Annotated in this window: 8 protein-coding genes and 1 pseudogene; 8 read left to right on the top strand and 1 reads right to left on the bottom strand. The window is 43.2% G+C overall.

Annotated elements, in window-relative coordinates; all coding sequences use genetic code 11:
• Positions 1-399 precede the first annotated feature (399 nt).
• Both FTV25_RS13865 and FTV25_RS13860 read left to right on the top strand, forming a co-directional pair.
• Positions 400-711, top strand: a pseudogene (locus FTV25_RS13865) (HNH endonuclease signature motif containing protein); the annotation flags it as partial.
• A gap of 550 nt (positions 712-1261) precedes the next feature.
• Positions 1262-2494 carry an ATP-binding protein gene (locus FTV25_RS13860; RefSeq protein WP_160255372.1) on the top strand — a complete coding sequence of 411 codons (1233 nt, stop codon included), beginning with the start codon at positions 1262-1264 and terminating at the stop codon, positions 2492-2494.
• 273 nt (positions 2495-2767) lie between these two features.
• Here the strand turns inward: FTV25_RS13860 and FTV25_RS13855 are convergent, their stop codons facing one another.
• Positions 2768-3097 carry a DUF4236 domain-containing protein gene (locus tag FTV25_RS13855; RefSeq protein ID WP_005403805.1) on the bottom strand — a complete coding sequence of 110 codons (330 nt, stop codon included), beginning with the start codon at positions 3095-3097 and terminating at the stop codon, positions 2768-2770.
• A gap of 208 nt (positions 3098-3305) precedes the next feature.
• On the opposite strand from FTV25_RS13855, the gene FTV25_RS13850 reads away from it, so the two are divergent.
• Genes FTV25_RS13850 through pglZ form a run of 6 tightly spaced genes read left to right on the top strand, consistent with a single transcriptional unit; the run spans position 3306 to position 15370 of the window.
• The gene (locus FTV25_RS13850) at positions 3306-4172 is read left to right on the top strand and encodes a WYL domain-containing protein (protein WP_180004198.1); all 867 of its coding nucleotides are present in this window, start codon (positions 3306-3308) and stop codon (positions 4170-4172) included.
• Positions 4173-4182: 10 nt separating this feature from the next.
• Positions 4183-4794 carry a DUF1819 family protein gene (locus FTV25_RS13845; protein ID WP_121523422.1) on the top strand — a complete coding sequence of 204 codons (612 nt, stop codon included), beginning with the start codon at positions 4183-4185 and terminating at the stop codon, positions 4792-4794.
• Between the two features lie 16 nt (positions 4795-4810).
• The gene (locus tag FTV25_RS13840; RefSeq protein ID WP_086355031.1) at positions 4811-5386 is read left to right on the top strand and encodes a DUF1788 domain-containing protein; all 576 of its coding nucleotides are present in this window, start codon (positions 4811-4813) and stop codon (positions 5384-5386) included.
• Positions 5387-5426: 40 nt separating this feature from the next.
• Positions 5427-9107 carry a BREX system P-loop protein BrxC gene (brxC, locus tag FTV25_RS13835; RefSeq protein WP_180004195.1) on the top strand — a complete coding sequence of 1227 codons (3681 nt, stop codon included), beginning with the start codon at positions 5427-5429 and terminating at the stop codon, positions 9105-9107.
• A 46-nt stretch (positions 9108-9153) separates the two neighbouring features.
• On the top strand, positions 9154-12702 hold the full coding sequence (pglX, locus tag FTV25_RS13830) for a BREX-1 system adenine-specific DNA-methyltransferase PglX (protein ID WP_180004193.1): 3549 nt from the start codon (positions 9154-9156) through the stop codon (positions 12700-12702).
• Positions 12703-12745: 43 nt separating this feature from the next.
• Positions 12746-15370: a BREX-1 system phosphatase PglZ type A gene (gene pglZ / locus FTV25_RS13825; protein WP_180004191.1), complete on the top strand. Its 2625-nt coding sequence runs from the start codon at positions 12746-12748 to the stop codon at positions 15368-15370.
• The last annotated feature ends 14 nt before the right edge of the window (positions 15371-15384 follow it).

Here is a 15384-nt window from a genome sequence, read left to right as displayed (position 1 = left end):
GTTCAAATGGCGATTCAGCGTTTAATTGGTTTTGGGAAAAAAGAAGAGTTTAAGGAAATTTTGGCAATTTTAAGAAAGCAGAATCCTGATAGGATAAGGGTTCTGTGAAATTTGTCGTGTACAGAGTATAATAATAATAATCGAGCATGAGTCTCATACGGATGCTCGGGTCGAAAGGGAATCCCCAGGCGAGTAACCTGTTTGCGGTGATCCATTAGCTGCAGGAGCAGAATAGCATACATCTGGAAGCAAAGCCAGGAAAGCGGCCTATGGAGCTGTGCGGCAGCGCTCAGTAGGCAATTTTTCAAAATATTGTTAAGCCTTTTCTGAGCATGGTATTTTTCATGGTATTACCAATTAGCAGGAAAATAAGCCATTGAATATAAAAGATAAAAATGTCTTGTTTACAATAGAGTGGGATATGTGGAGTCGATTAGTCCAATTTCTCGGTCAAAGCCCAAGGCCTTTTCGGCATTAACCAAGAGTCTGCTTAAGCACAATTTTCTGGTGGGTAATCATAACTTTTGCCTCATTTGTGATGGATTGATCTATCTTGATTCTACTGAATCGGATCATCGGATTGCCAAAGCCGTAGGTGGGCAAGGTGTTCTAGAGAATGGTCTGCTGGTTCATCCCATCTGTAATAGGATGAAATCAGATCTGAGCCTGGAAGAGATTAGAGCGGATTTGTTTGGTGAATTACTGTATTAATCAACAGAGCGATGAGCTCATTTTTGCAGAAGTATCAATGATTAATCACATGATTTAACTTTTGATACATTCAGCCAATATGGTTATTTTTAATTCAGTCCAGAATCACAACCAGAAACTAGCTGTAGTTTCTGAATGACCGTCAAGGTCCTTAGTTTCGCCCATAGATTCCCTCTGTGGGCTTTTTTTGATCAAAAATTGTATAGATGCTCTAAAATAAACCTTTTAGCATTTCATAAGCAATTAGGATTAAGGCTGAGACCATCAGCACAACAAAAATGAGTTCCACTCTAGTTAACAACTTAGTTCCATTTACTTTTCACTTAATTTATATAGCAGTTAACTCGTAGCATAAATGACATAACATGACATGGAAAATAATCAAAAAGACAGAATTTGGATTTTGATCAGATCTGCATGTTTACATGCTTCTACAGCAGCTTTGAATGTTTCACTTAACCTTTAAACTTTTCTTAAAACTAAATATATTTACATATACATTCTAAAATTTGATAGAATTTATTAAAACTTTAGATTCTAAGTGTAAATAATGAGAAGCGCTAATATTCGACGTGATGGCTACTTAAAATTTCTGAATACATGGCAAGACCGTGATGTCATTAAAGTGCTTTCGGGTGTACGTCGCTCTGGAAAATCCACCTTATTGGCGATGTTTCAACAAGACCTAAAAGCACAGGGCGTACAAGCCGAAAACATCATTGCCATCAACTTCGAATTTATGGAATTTGAAGAACTCACCGATTACCGTAAACTACATGATTATGTATTATCCAAAGTTGATAAAAGTAAAAAAAACTATGTTTTTTTAGATGAAATTCAACATGTTACAAATTTTGAGAAAGTAGTCGACTCTTTATATGTTCGGGATTATATCGATTTATATATTACAGGCTCAAATGCATTCTTTCTAAGTGGAGAACTTGCGACTTTACTTACAGGACGCTATATAGAGCAACATGTTTTACCCCTTTCATTCCAAGAATTTAAACAGTGGCATATTGAAAATAATCCGATCATCCAACAATTATCAAATCGTGATTTGTATGCCATGTATACGCGCAGTAGTTTCCCTTATACGCTTGCCATGACTAGCCAGCAGGAAACTTATGATTACTTGCAAGCGGTCTATGCCAGTGTAATGTTTAAAGATGTTATTCCACGTTTGAATACTGCCGATATTAACTCTCTCGAGCGTGTCACAAGATATTTGGCAAGCGTGACAGGCTCAGCTATTTCCATCAATAAAATTAAAAATACCTTTGTTTCAAGTGGGGTTAAAATTTCATTTGAAACAGTAAAACGCTATATTCAGGGCTTACAGGACAGTTTGTTATTTTATAGTGCCGCACAATTTAAAGTACGCGGGCGTGAGTTATTACAATCCTCTGAAAAATACTATTTAGTTGATGTCGGATTGCGCCGGATTATGTTGCCTGATGCTAATGCTGATCAAGGTCATATCTTAGAAAATGTGATTTATCTTGAGCTTGTCAGACGAGGTTATACGGTCTATGTAGGGCGGGTTGATGAATATGAAATTGATTTTGTTGCTGTCGATACTTTACAGAATTTAACTTATTATCAGGTGGCATTAGAAACGCTCAATGAGGAGACACTCAGCCGAGAGTTACGTCCATTACAGAAAATTTCTGATTCGTATCCCAAGTATTTGCTTACATTAGACACGATAGGGACTGAAGCGAATTATAATGGTATTGTAAAAATGAGTGCTCTCGATTGGTTGCTATCTGAAAATAAGTAAAGTTGAGGGTAGACATGGATACTATTATTTATTAATTAAAACTCAAAGACTTTTCAGCATTAACCAAGAGTGTGATCAAGCATAATTTCTGCTCCAATTGTGATGGATCGATTTACCTCGACTCGATTGAGTCAGACTATCATGATTGAGCCAGAGTCGCTTACTGAAAGTAGCGAGAATTGCGCTGGAGTTTCTGAAGGATATTAATTCCTTAGTTTGCCCATTCATCCATCTGGGCATTTTTTTTTTGATTAAAATACAATGCGGTTCTTGCTAAAAAATGACGGCACCCACCATAAAACACAATATTCCAAAAATAATCCAAGGCCATATCTTTGCCTTCGGTTGTTCTAAATTCTGAGGATTATATTCCGTGTGTTCTAGCGATGTCGGTTGTGGAACACGGGTCTTTTTAGAGTAAGGTTGGTGTTTAGAGTAAGATAGTCCCGTACCTGGAATGCCGACACTGGTTCGCGTACCTTTTTTCCCAATATTTAGAGAAGCACCAGGTTTGCCAATGCTGGCACTGCTGATGCCTTTATGGGTCAGATTAATTTTAAAACCCGGGAATAATTTAATACTTTTACGAAATCTAAAACCCATATTTCTCTCATTCTAAAACTTAGCTCAATTCACGCGCTATACCAGGATCCATGATCTGCTAGAGATCGTACTTTGACGGCTATCATCAGGATACTAGTATATTTTTTATCTGATGATTGCAATACTACCTTTAAATACCGTCAAAAATATTTACTGTATATTTGCTGTAGGGTAATCTTAAAGCTGCTATTTATTGACTGATTGGTATATGACGACAGATAAGCATGAAGTGCTTCTTCGAATGCGAGCCATCGAGTTGCTTGCTTACTGGGAAGGTCGTTTGGTTACCAATCGTTTGATGAGCTGGTTTGGGCTCAGTCGACAGCAGGCTTCTGCGGATATCAAGCGTTACAATACGCTGTATAACCCCGATGCCTTGATTCATGACCCCTCCGTCAAGGGTTATGTGCCTAAGGCCAGCTTCCAGCCTGTACTGACTACAGCGCATATCAATGAATATCTCAATATGCTCTCGGGCTTGGTCAGTGAATCGCATGCCCTTATTGCGATGCCAGAACCGAATCTTACAGCAGTTCAATTACCTGATCGCAGTGTACGTCCTGAAGTGATTCGGGAAGTTTTGCGTGCCTGCCGCAACCAAAGTACTTTAAAAATGATTTATGCCTCGATGCAGAATCCGCAGTGGCATGAACGCATCATTTCCCCACACACCCTGGTGTATACCGGTTTTCGCTGGCATGTCCGTGCCTATTGCCATCAGAGCAAGCAGTTTAAGGACTTTTTACTCTCCAGAATTGATCGCACACCTGTTGTGATGGCGATTGAGTCAGTAGGCCCTGCTCAGGATCAGCAATGGCATGAAGAAATTGTACTGACGCTGATCCCTAATCCAAAATTGAACTCATCACAACAAGCGCTGGTCGAAAAAGACTTCGGCATGCCTGATGGCAGATTACAGATTCCGGTGAAAAAAGCCCTGGCTCACTATACTTTGCAGCGATATCAGGCCGCGATCACGCTGGCTGAGGCGGATGATGCCTTGAAATATCCCTTGGTACTACAACGCTCAGATATCGAAAAGCTGTCGTCTTACCTGTTTGATCAGGCGTCATAGGAGATTGGCTATGTTAGAACAATTTCATTATGACAGTGACCTGATTGGCGGTTCCCTGATGGTGCGTGAAAGCCGGCTGATCGCGGATCTGTTATTACGAGAAGCGACTCCAGAACAATGGCATCAGGCCATTCAGATTGACAATATTCTGCAAAAAAGAACGCCTGCTTCAGCCCAACGTAACGCCACTGCCATTCGTAAGCGTCTTGAGCGCTTAGAGCCTGATTTCTGGAAAGCTTTGCGGGATGGGGATGATGAGCTGGCGACTCAGGTGGCTTTTTGTGGGGCACTGGAACGCAACCTGTTGCTGCTTGAGTTTATGGAAACGGTGATGAGGGATGCCTATATCTCCCAGGCGCAATACTTGGACAGTTATATCTGGTCAGATTTTTTGGATGAACGCTCACAACGTGATCCGGATATCTGTGATTGGAAAGAGTCCAGCAAGAAAAAAATGGGGCAGGTGGTGTTTCGCATGCTGGCAGAAGCCGGTTATTTAAAAAGTACCCGTAAGCTGGAGTTGCAGCGCGTGATCGTCAGAGCAGAGCTGCGTAGCCTGTTGGAAGAACATTATAAACAACGCATTAAAAGATCTATGGAAGTGTCGGTATGGACGCGTTAGTTGTAGAGGGGCAGCAATGAGTCAAACAATACATGAGCGTCTGAACCAGATTCCAGAGCGAATACTTTCAACCGAGTTTCTCACTGGACAAGGATTGGGCAATGAAATTGGCTTCTGGATTTTTGATTATGCACCTGAAGATGAGTTGAAGGTGCGCGAATATCTGCATTTTCTAGACGGGATGCTGGAGAAAAAACACAGTCAGCTGAAGGTGGTGAATATCAACCTGCTGCAAGCCGTGGTGGATTATCTGTCTGAGCGTAACTTCATCGATAAAGCCATTCAAATGCAAAAAGCCAAAGGCGATGAGGCGCTGCTCAAAGCGCTGAAAGGCCCACTGCATATGGATAAGTTCGCGCCCTATCTGGTGAGTAAATATGCCACCAATGCACAAGATATTGTGTTGATGACTGGGGTAGGGTCGGTTTGGCCACTGTTACGTGCCCATCACTTATTGAACAGTTTGCATTCGTTACTGGGGCATAAGCCAGTGGTGCTGTTTTACCCAGGTTATTACGACGGTCAAGCGATGAGTTTATTTGGAAAAATTCCAAGCAATAATTACTACAGAGCATTCAGATTAGTGCCTTAACACGGCAAATAGAAATAAGAATTCGGGGGAATGGATTGAGATGAACATTAAAGAACTTTTTTATAAGCCATTAGATCGTGCGATTAACGGGGTCGTAAAAGCAGACCAGAATGACAATACTACGGTTTATCAGGAACTCGATGAGTATGTGGTCACCAATGAACTGGAAAAGCATTTTCGGGACTTTTTCCAGTCTTATGGCACAGACCTGAGCGATCCTTCGATTGCCAACCGTGTCGGCGTATGGATTTCAGGCTTCTTTGGTTCAGGTAAATCACATTTCCTGAAAACCTTGTCGTATATTCTGGCCAATAAAGTGGTACGTGATGCGCAAGGTAACGAGCGTAGCGCCGCAGAATTCTTTGATGAAACTAAAATCCGCGATGCATTTATCCGTGCCGATATTGGCAAGGCCGTTAGCCATCATGCCGATGTCATCCTGTTTAACATTGACAGTAAAGCCAGTTCCAATGACGATGGCAATCCGATCCTGAATGTGTTTTTACGTGTGTTTAACGAGTATCAGGGTTTTAGTGCTGACCATCCACATATTGCCCATATGGAACGTCACCTGAGCCAGAAAGGGGTGTATGAACGCTTTAAACAGGCGTTTGAGGAATCCAGCGGCATGTCTTGGCTAGAAGAACGTGACGGATATCAGTTCTATCAGGATGATGTCGAAACTGCGATTTCTCAGGCACTGAATCTATCAGCAGAAGCTGCACACAAGTGGTTTGAGGATTCTGAGCAGACCTTTAGTGTTTCGGTTGAAAACTTCTGTCAGTGGGTGAAAGAATACCTGGACAGCAAAGGACCCCAGCAACGCATGTTGTTCTTGGTCGATGAAGTGGGGCAGTTTATTGGCAGCGATACCCGCTTGATGCTGACATTGCAAACCATTACTGAAAACCTGGGTACGATCTGTAAAGGCCGCGCTTGGATTATCGTCACCTCACAGGCAGACATCGATGCTGTTTTAGGTGAGATGTCTTCTTCCAAAGCCAATGACTTCTCCAAGATTGCTGGTCGTTTTAAAACCCGGTTATCACTGTCCAGTTCCAATACCGATGAAGTCATCCAGAAACGTTTATTACGTAAAACCCCAGAAGCAGAAGCATTGCTCAGATCAGTGTTTGAGCAAAAGGGCGATATCTTAAAAAATCAGATTACCTTTGACCGTTCAGGCCCAACCCTAAAGAACTATGAGGGGCCAGACAGCTTTATCCATAACTATCCTTTTGCGCCGTACCATTTTCAGCTGGTACAAAAAGTATTTGAAGAAATCCGTAAGGTCGGTGCGACCGGTGCACACCTGGCCTATGGTGAACGGTCCATGTTGGATGCGTTCCAGATGGCCGCGAATGCGATTGCTACAGATGAAGTCGGTGCCCTGGTTCCTTTCCACCGCTTCTATACTTCAGTGGAAGGATTTCTGGATACAGCAGTGAAGCGTACCATCGACCAGGCAGGGCAGAATAAGACCCTGGATGGTTTTGATGTGCAGATGCTGCGTACCCTGTTCATGATCCGCTATGTCGATATCATCAAAGGTACGCTGGATAACCTGGTGACTTTGTCGATTGAGAAAATTGATGAAGATAAGCTGGCATTGCGCAAGCGGATTGAAGAGAGCCTGCAGCGTCTGGAAAAAGAGAGCCTGATTACTAGGAATGGTGATGAGTTCCTGTTCCTAACCAATGAAGAGCGGGATATTACCCGAAAAATTAAAGCCACAGACTTAGCGGCTTCAGAAGAAAATAAAGAGTTAGCCAACCTGATCTTTAAAGATTTACTGCGCGATCAGAACAAATACCGCCATCAAGCCAACAAGATGGACTATCAGATTGGTCGTTTTCTGGATGGTCATAGCCTGGATGGCAAGTATGAGAGCGATTTGAAAGTTGAAATCATTTCTCCGCTGGATACGGAATACAACCTCTATACTGAAGCTTACTGTATTGGTAAAAGTACTCAGGCCGAAGGACAAGTCCTGTTTAAACTGGCAGACGATAAACAGTTCTTTAATGAACTGCGCACCTGGCTGAAAACCAATAAATTTATTCGGTTAAATGATGATGGCACTCAGTCCGATATCACCCGTATCCTGGCAGACCGTGGCCGTGAGAACCAGGAGCGTAAAAAACGCCTGCGTGTCCGGGTCGAAGAAATGTTGCTGGACGCGGAAAGTTATGCCTTGGGTCAACATCTACAACTTTCATCTTCAAGTCCAACCACCAAGCTGGATGAGGCTTGTCGTTATTTGCTGGAAAACACTTATACCAAACTGAGCTATCTGCAGGTCTATCAGCAGGATGCCTGGCGTGAACTGAACGCCGTCTTGACTGTGGATGATATGGCGCAGCTCGGATTGTCTCTGGATGGCGGTCAGAGCAATCCCAAAGCCCTACAGGAAGTGGAGCAGTACATTGCACTACGGGCCACCGGTACAGAGCGTATTCTGGTGTCAGATGTGGTGGATCGTTTTGCCAAACGTCCTTATGGCTGGCCAGATGCCGAGATTTTACTGTTGGTGGGTCAGCTGGCTGCGATGGGGCGGATTTCACTACAGTTAAATGGCGGCAGCTTACAGTTAAAAGATGCCTTTGAGCCTTTACAAAACAGCCGCCGTCGCCGTGATGTGTCGATCATTAAAAAACGCCAGACTGATGATCAGGTATTGAAACAGGCACGCCAACTCACCCAAGAACTGTTCTCGGCGATGGGACCAGCGACTGAGAAAGAGCTATTTGAATTCTATTTGCAGCATCTTAAGACTTGGTTAGCCAACTTTAAGTCGTATAAGAGTAAAACTGATGTTGGGCAGTTCCCGGGTAAGAAAGTGATTGAAAAGTCTATTCTGACTTTGGAACGTCTGCTGGCGAATAGCGACAGCTTCGATTTCTTTAAGGCCGTGGTCGAGAACAAGGACGACTATCTGGATCTGGAAGAAGATTATCGTGATATTCATGAATTCTTCAGCAACCAGATGCCAAGCTGGCAACAACTGCAACAGGCCTTACGTCATTTTGAGAAAAACAAACAGGCGCTGGGCAGTGATGAGGTGGCAAAAAAAGCCCTCTCTGAATTACATCGCATTTCCACCCTTGAATCGCCCTATGGTCTGTTAAATAAAGTGGCTGATTTGGTTCGTACAGTGGAAAGCGTCAATGAGCAATTGTTGACTGAGAAGCGCAATCAGGCGATAGAACACATTGATGACAAGATCAAACAGTTAGAAGCCGAGATTAAAAACAGTGGTATTGCCACCGCTGAGCTGAGTAACAAGCTATTACGCCCACTACAACTGCTGAAAACGGATATTGAAGTGGAAACTAGCCTGTCCACCATCTATATGTTGCAAACTCAAACCAGCGTCGAGCGTTTTGATGAAGCCTTGTATGAGTTGGAAAGCGAAGTTCAGGCGGAAATCCAGCGTCAGGCCAAAGCGGCACAACTGGCTCAGAGCAAAGCCGAGAGTGTGGCGAGTTCAGCAACTACAGCCAGCCCAGTTACATCAACACCTGCTGCGAGTCCGGTACAGTCTGTGACAGCCGTAGTGCCACCGAAACCTGTTGTCGAAGTTGATGTCGCCAGCATTTACAGCAAAAGCTCAAGTAGTGTCTATCTGGAAACAGAAGAATCAGTGGATCAGTTTGTAGACGCACTCAAAGCTGAACTGAAAAAAATCGTGAGTGATAAAAAGCGTGTGCGTATCCGCTAACTCGGGTTAGGGATATCGGCATCAGTCATTAATTAAAGGTTTAAAGATGAATACCAGTAATATTAAAAAATACGCACCGCAAGCACGAAATGATTTTATCGCAGCGATGCGCAAGCAAGCCGCTAAATATGGCATCACCGCAGACCGCATTTTACCGGCAGAACAGAAAGGGGACTTGCTGCTGATTGGCGATCAGGTTTTTCCGCTATCAGTCATGAAACCACGTGAGAAGCTGATCAAGCGCATTCAAACCAGCAGTTTTGAGCAGACGATTGATTATATCGCTTATAGCTGGTTTAACCGTCTCTGTGCCATTCGCTACATGGAATGCAAAGGCTTACTGGATCATGGTCGCCGTGTGCTGAGCAGTGCCGATGGTAGTGCAGGCTTGCCGCAGATTCTGGAAGAATGTCTGGACATTGAGCTACCGGGTTTAGATGCCAGCCGTGTGGCTGAACTCAAGCTGGATGGCAATAAAGACGAAGAACTCTATCGTGAATTGTTACTGGCGCAGTGTCATGCGTTGAATCAGGTGATGCCACTCCTGTTCGAACAGGTGTCTGATGAGTCAGAACTGTTATTACCGGATAACCTGACCAAAACCGATTCGTTGATCCGTGATCTGGTCAGCAGTATTCCAGAAGAAGACTGGTCGGATGTGCAGATTATTGGCTGGCTGTATCAGTTCTATATTTCTGAAAAGAAAGACCAGGTGATTGGTAAAGTTGTCAAAAGTGAAGATATCCCTGCCGCGACACAATTATTCACCCCAAACTGGATTGTGAAATACCTGGTACAGAACAGTGTTGGTCGTCTATGGATGATGGCACAGCCAGAAAGTATGCTTGCCAGTGGGTGGGAATACTATATTCAGCCGGCTGAGCAAAGCGATGAAGTCAATGCACAGTTAAAACAGCTGATTGATGTACGGATCAGTGAAGATGGCGATAGCTTAAACCCTGAAAGCATTACGGTACTGGATCCGGCCTGTGGTTCGGGGCATATTCTGGTGGAAGCCTACGATTGCTTAAAAGCGATTTATTTGGAACGTGGTTACCGCAGTCGTGATATTCCACGTTTGATTCTGGAAAACAACCTGTACGGGATTGATATTGATACCCGTGCCGCGCAGTTAGCCAGTTTTGCGCTATTGATGAAAGCGCGTGAGGATGACCGCCGTTTATTTAGCAATCCACCGAAGCTGAATATTATTGCGCTACAAGACAGTCAGGATTTAGATGCAGATCAAATCTGGAAAGATCTCAACTTAAACCAAGCATGGCAAAAAGGCAGTCATGTCGATCTGTTTGGCAATGATCAAAAGGATTTAAGCAGTCCTGAAAATGACGAACGTTTTAAGCTGATTCAGGAAGTTTTAGCTAAGTTTAAAGAAGCCTCAACTTTTGGTTCTTTAATTTGTATGGATAGCCCAGAACAAGATTTTATCGATTTGCAAAATACCTTAGAAGGCTTGGTTATTGAGGGCGATACCTTACAGAAAGCCGCTGCTAAAAAATTATTGCCTTTGGTTATACAAGCAAAACTTTTAGCGAAAAAATATGATGCTGTAATCGCTAACCCGCCGTATATGGGTGCGAATACAATTACAAACTTAAAAGAATTCGCTAAAGATTACTATCCTGATAGTAAATCAGACCTCTTTGCCATGTTTATAGAACGTGGTTTCGATTTTTGTAAAGAATCTGGTGCTAGTAGTATGGTAACAATGCAGGGATGGATGTTTTTAACATCATATCAAAACATGCGGGAAAAATTACTTCTAAATCATTCAATTTGGACTATGGCTCATTTGGGAGCCCGAGCTTTTCCAGAGATATCAGGCGAAGTTGTACAGACTGTAGCATTCGTAGGTCAAAAAAAACATATAGGGGGTGTAAAGCCGGCTTTCTTCAGATTAGTAGATAAAAATCATGAGGAAAAACAATACCTATTAAAAAATAATTTAAATCGCTTTGATACAACCATTCAAGAAGATTTCCAAAAAATACCATGTAGTCCTATAGCATATTGGGTAGGTAATTCTATACGTGATAATTTTGAGAAAATGCCAGCATTAGCGGATATAGCTAATGCTAAAAGTGGACTAACAAGCGGAGATAAACCTAGGTTTGTAAGAGAGTGGTATGAAGTCAATCATACTAAGATCAATTTTGTAGCCAAAAATAATCAAATTAATTTAAATAAATGGTTCCCACATAATGATGGTGGTACTGCAAGAAAATGGTATGGAAACAGAAATCATATTATTAATTGGGAAAAAAATGGATTTGCAATTAAACAGCAGCGTAATTCTACCATTCGAAATCCATCATATTATTTTAAAGCTGGCGTAACCTGGACAGATATTTCGAGTTCTTTTTTTTGTGCAAGATTAGTAGATGAAGGCTTTATATTTGAAAATACAGGTTCTATGGTTTTTTCAAATAATTTAATAACAACATTAGGTTTATTAAATTCAAAAGTTGTTTTCTACTATATGAATCTTATGAATCCTACCTTACATTTTGGAGTTGGCGAAATAAATAAACTTCCATTTGATGTACAAGCAGCTAATGAAGAAAATATTAAGGTTTGTGTTCAATTATCTAAATATGATTGGGACTCCTACGAAACCTCATGGGACTTTACCCAAAACCCCATTATTCGTAGCCAACAGCCAAACTTAGAACTAGCGTTTAACACATGGCAACAGCAAAATACTGACGCCGTGGCTGAAATGAAACGCTTGGAAGAAGAAAACAATAAGCTGTTTATTGATGCTTATGGTTTACAGGATGAACTTACACCAGACGTACCAGATGAACAGATCACTTTAACTCGTGCCGACCGTGAAAAAGACAGCCAGCGTTTAGTCTCTTATGCACTTGGCTGCATGATGGGGCGTTATAGTCTGGATGAACCAGGTCTGATCTATGCCCATGCAGGTAATCAAGACTTTGATGCTAGCCGTTATCAAACATTCCCGGCAGATGCTGACGGTATTATTCCATTGACCGAAATGCACTGGTTTGAAGATGATGCAACGCACCGTATTCGAGAGTTCTTAACTGCCGTTTGGGGGAAAGAGACACTGGATGCCAATATGCAGTGGCTCGCAGAAAGCTTAGATAAAAAAGCCAGTGAAACGGCTGAAGACACCATTCGCCGTTACCTCGCCAGCAAGTTCTATAAAGATCACATGCAGACCTATAAAAAGCGCCCGATCTACTGGCTATTCAGCAGTGGTAAACAGGGGGCTTTCCAGGCGTTGGTGTATTTGCATCGTTATAACGAAAGCACCTTGGCGCGTATGCGTACCGAATATGTTATGCCACTGATTTCCAAAATGTCCGCCTATGCTAATTCTCTGGAAACAGCAAAAGAAAGCAGTGACTCTGCGGCTGAAATCAAACGCATCGAGAAAAAACTGCAAGACTTGCATAAGCAACAGGCTGAACTCAGTACTTTTGAAGAAAAGCTGCGTCATTATGCCGATCAGCGTATTACGTTAGATCTGGATGATGGGGTGAAAGTCAATTATGGCAAGTTTGGGGACTTGTTGGCTGAAGTCAAAGCGATTACGGGGGAGAAATGATGAATGCTTTTTCTCCGGTACTAGACCTTGATGAGGTCGTTGCATGAATTTAAGTCAACTACAACAAGGTCTGGAACAAGCCTTTTATATTGAACAGCACCGGATTGTCTTCTGGTACGATGCGGAACAGTCCTTTAGCGAAGAAGTAAAGGCGTTAAAACTGAATGATGTTCATATTCTGAATATGGCAGAAGAATCCAGCCTTGCGATTAAGCTTAAACTGGAACTTGAGGATCAGCAGGGCAAATACTTGCTGTATTTTCCAAGTCCTGAGCCTGAAACTGAAAAAGACTGGTTACTGGACATCAAGCTCTATTCACGCATCTTCTATGCCGATCGTTTCTCGATTATTTTCAATGAGCTTGGGCTACAGCAACAAAGTTTAAGAGAACATCTGGCCAAACGTGAAGAGTTCCTCAAAGCCAAAGCCCGTCTGAGCGCATTAAAACGTTATACCCAGCCTGATGCAGATGAACAGAATCTGGATATGGCCATGATTGCAGCTGTGGTCAAGGCCGACAGTGCCGAACTCATGCATATCGTTCTGGCACTGGCAGATGAAATGGTACAGCAGAACCTGGCTCTGGAAGTCAATCCAGACTCCTTTGCTGAACTGGAAAAATTCCAACTGGTGCCAGCTTTGGTCACCGCATTACAGGCGGAAATTGGTTATCCAGCATCGGTTGAAGAATTGAATGGGGAAGCACCATTCAAGCTCGGTACGTTCTTTATCCGTTTGATGACTACAGGTTTCTGTGAAAGCCTGGGCGATATACCGCTATGGGCTCAAGAACTGGTGATGTCATCCGTCAGCTCCCGTGCGACGGCTAGAGCCTTTTTGTCGCGCTGGAGAGACAGTTCTAAATACTACCCAACCTTCGATACGCTTTCCCAGACCGTGGCGAATGCACTGCGGATCCAGGAGAGGGTCGGGGCCTTTGATCTGGGGCAGCTGCTGGATGTCATGACCTTTGAAGTGATTGAACAAAAGATCATTGTTGATTTGGCCAGTCATATCCCTGCAGCAACCAAAGCTGAACTGGAACATTTCAGAACGATTATTTCTACCCGTCTGGATGGTTATTGGGCTTCCAAACATAAGGATGATGCAACACGCCGTAAATATCGTACTGTCTATACAGCGTTGCAGGCAGCCATTGAGCTGTTTAGCCTGCGACAGCAGTTTGATGCCGGTTTCTATTTCGACTCCAGTGAAGCTTTGTATAAAGCCTACGAGCAGGAGTTGTATCGCTTTGATATGGCCTATCGCCACTACAGTGCTGCTTCTCAACGCGCTCATGTCGATATCCTGAAAAAACTCGATGAAGAAGTGGAAAATTGCTATTCCTACTGGTTTATTGACCACTTGGCACGCAACTGGGGCGAGCGGATTGAAGCTGAGCAACGCTTGAATGTCTGGAAAATGGCAGATATCCCAAATCAGCAGAACTTCTACGATACTCACGTTAGACCCTTACTCAGTTCCGCAACGAAACGCCGTATTGTGGTGATTATCAGTGATGCTTTCCGTTATGAAGCTGCGGTAGAGCTGCGTGATCGTATCAATGAAAAGCGTTATTCTGAAGCGACCTTGTCTTCACAGCTGGGCGTTGTCCCAAGTTACACCACACTTGGCATGGCCTCGTTGTTGCCGCATCAGACTTTGGAGTACAAAGAGGCCGCAGGTGATGATGTTTTAGTAGATGGGCAGTCCAGCAAAGGGACTGCAGCACGATCCAAAATTCTGGCTGCCTATAATGGATTGGCAGTAACCGCTGAAATGGTAAAAGGCTGGTCGCGTGATGAAGGCCGTGAAGCGCTGAAAGATCATGAGCTGATTTACGTTTATCACAACGTGATTGATGCACGCGGTGACAGTGCCTCGACAGAATCAGAAACCTTTATGGCGGTAGAACATGCTATTGAAGAGCTGACCGAACTCAGCCGCAAAATCTTAATGCACTTCAATATTTCTACCCTGTTGATTACAGCCGACCATGGCTTCCTGTTCCAGCAAAGTAAACTGGAATCTGCGGATCGTTCAAGCTTGACTGAAAAACCTGCCAATACATTGAAGAGCAAAAAACGCTATGTGATTGGGCATGGTTTACCAGAGAGCAAGGAAGCCTGGAAAGGCTCAACCCAAGCTACGGCAGGCACATTATCTGCGACTGATTTCTGGATTCCAAAAGGGGCGAACCGTTTCCATTTCGTAGGAGGCTCACGTTTCGTGCATGGCGGCATCATGCCTCAGGAAATTGTGGTACCGGTACTGATGGTAAAACAGCTACGTGGTGAAAAGGCTGGACAGCGGACCAAGCGTAAAGTTGAGGTCATTTCTACCAAATCCACGCTGAAGATGGTCAATAACATCCAGAAGTTTGATTTGATGCAAACCGAAGCTGTCAGTGAGCTGGTCATGCCAGTGACTTTATCCATTGCCATTTATGATGGGGATCTTAAAGTTTCCAGTGAAGAAACTTTGACTTTTGATAGCACTACCGACTCTGTTGCCGATCGGGTCAAACAGGTCAGACTGTCATTGTCTGGCACTGATTTTGACCGTAAGAAAGATTACTTCCTGGTACTGAAAGACAAAGACCTGAATATCGAGATGCAACGCTATAAGGTCACCATTGATTTGGCATTTACCGATGACTTCTTCTAATAACGAATTAACGA

Origin of the sequence: Acinetobacter sp. YH12249, from assembly GCF_013417475.1 — a bacterium.
In the GTDB taxonomy this organism is placed as follows: Bacteria; Pseudomonadota; Gammaproteobacteria; order Pseudomonadales; family Moraxellaceae; genus Acinetobacter.
This window is presented reverse-complemented; position numbering and strand designations above follow the sequence as displayed.

Bases quoted from the DNA above. Each gene is read 5' to 3' on its own strand.
- FTV25_RS13860 (WP_160255372.1), top strand. From the start codon at position 1,262: ATGAGAAGCGCTAATATTCGACGTGATGGCTACTTAAAATTTCTGAAT.
- FTV25_RS13855 (WP_005403805.1), bottom strand. From the start codon at position 3,097: ATGGGTTTTAGATTTCGTAAAAGTATTAAATTATTCCCGGGTTTTAAA.
- FTV25_RS13850 (WP_180004198.1), top strand. From the start codon at position 3,306: ATGACGACAGATAAGCATGAAGTGCTTCTTCGAATGCGAGCCATCGAG.
- FTV25_RS13845 (WP_121523422.1), top strand. From the start codon at position 4,183: ATGTTAGAACAATTTCATTATGACAGTGACCTGATTGGCGGTTCCCTG.
- FTV25_RS13840 (WP_086355031.1), top strand. From the start codon at position 4,811: ATGAGTCAAACAATACATGAGCGTCTGAACCAGATTCCAGAGCGAATA.
- brxC (WP_180004195.1), top strand. From the start codon at position 5,427: ATGAACATTAAAGAACTTTTTTATAAGCCATTAGATCGTGCGATTAAC.
- pglX (WP_180004193.1), top strand. From the start codon at position 9,154: ATGAATACCAGTAATATTAAAAAATACGCACCGCAAGCACGAAATGAT.
- pglZ (WP_180004191.1), top strand. From the start codon at position 12,746: ATGAATTTAAGTCAACTACAACAAGGTCTGGAACAAGCCTTTTATATT.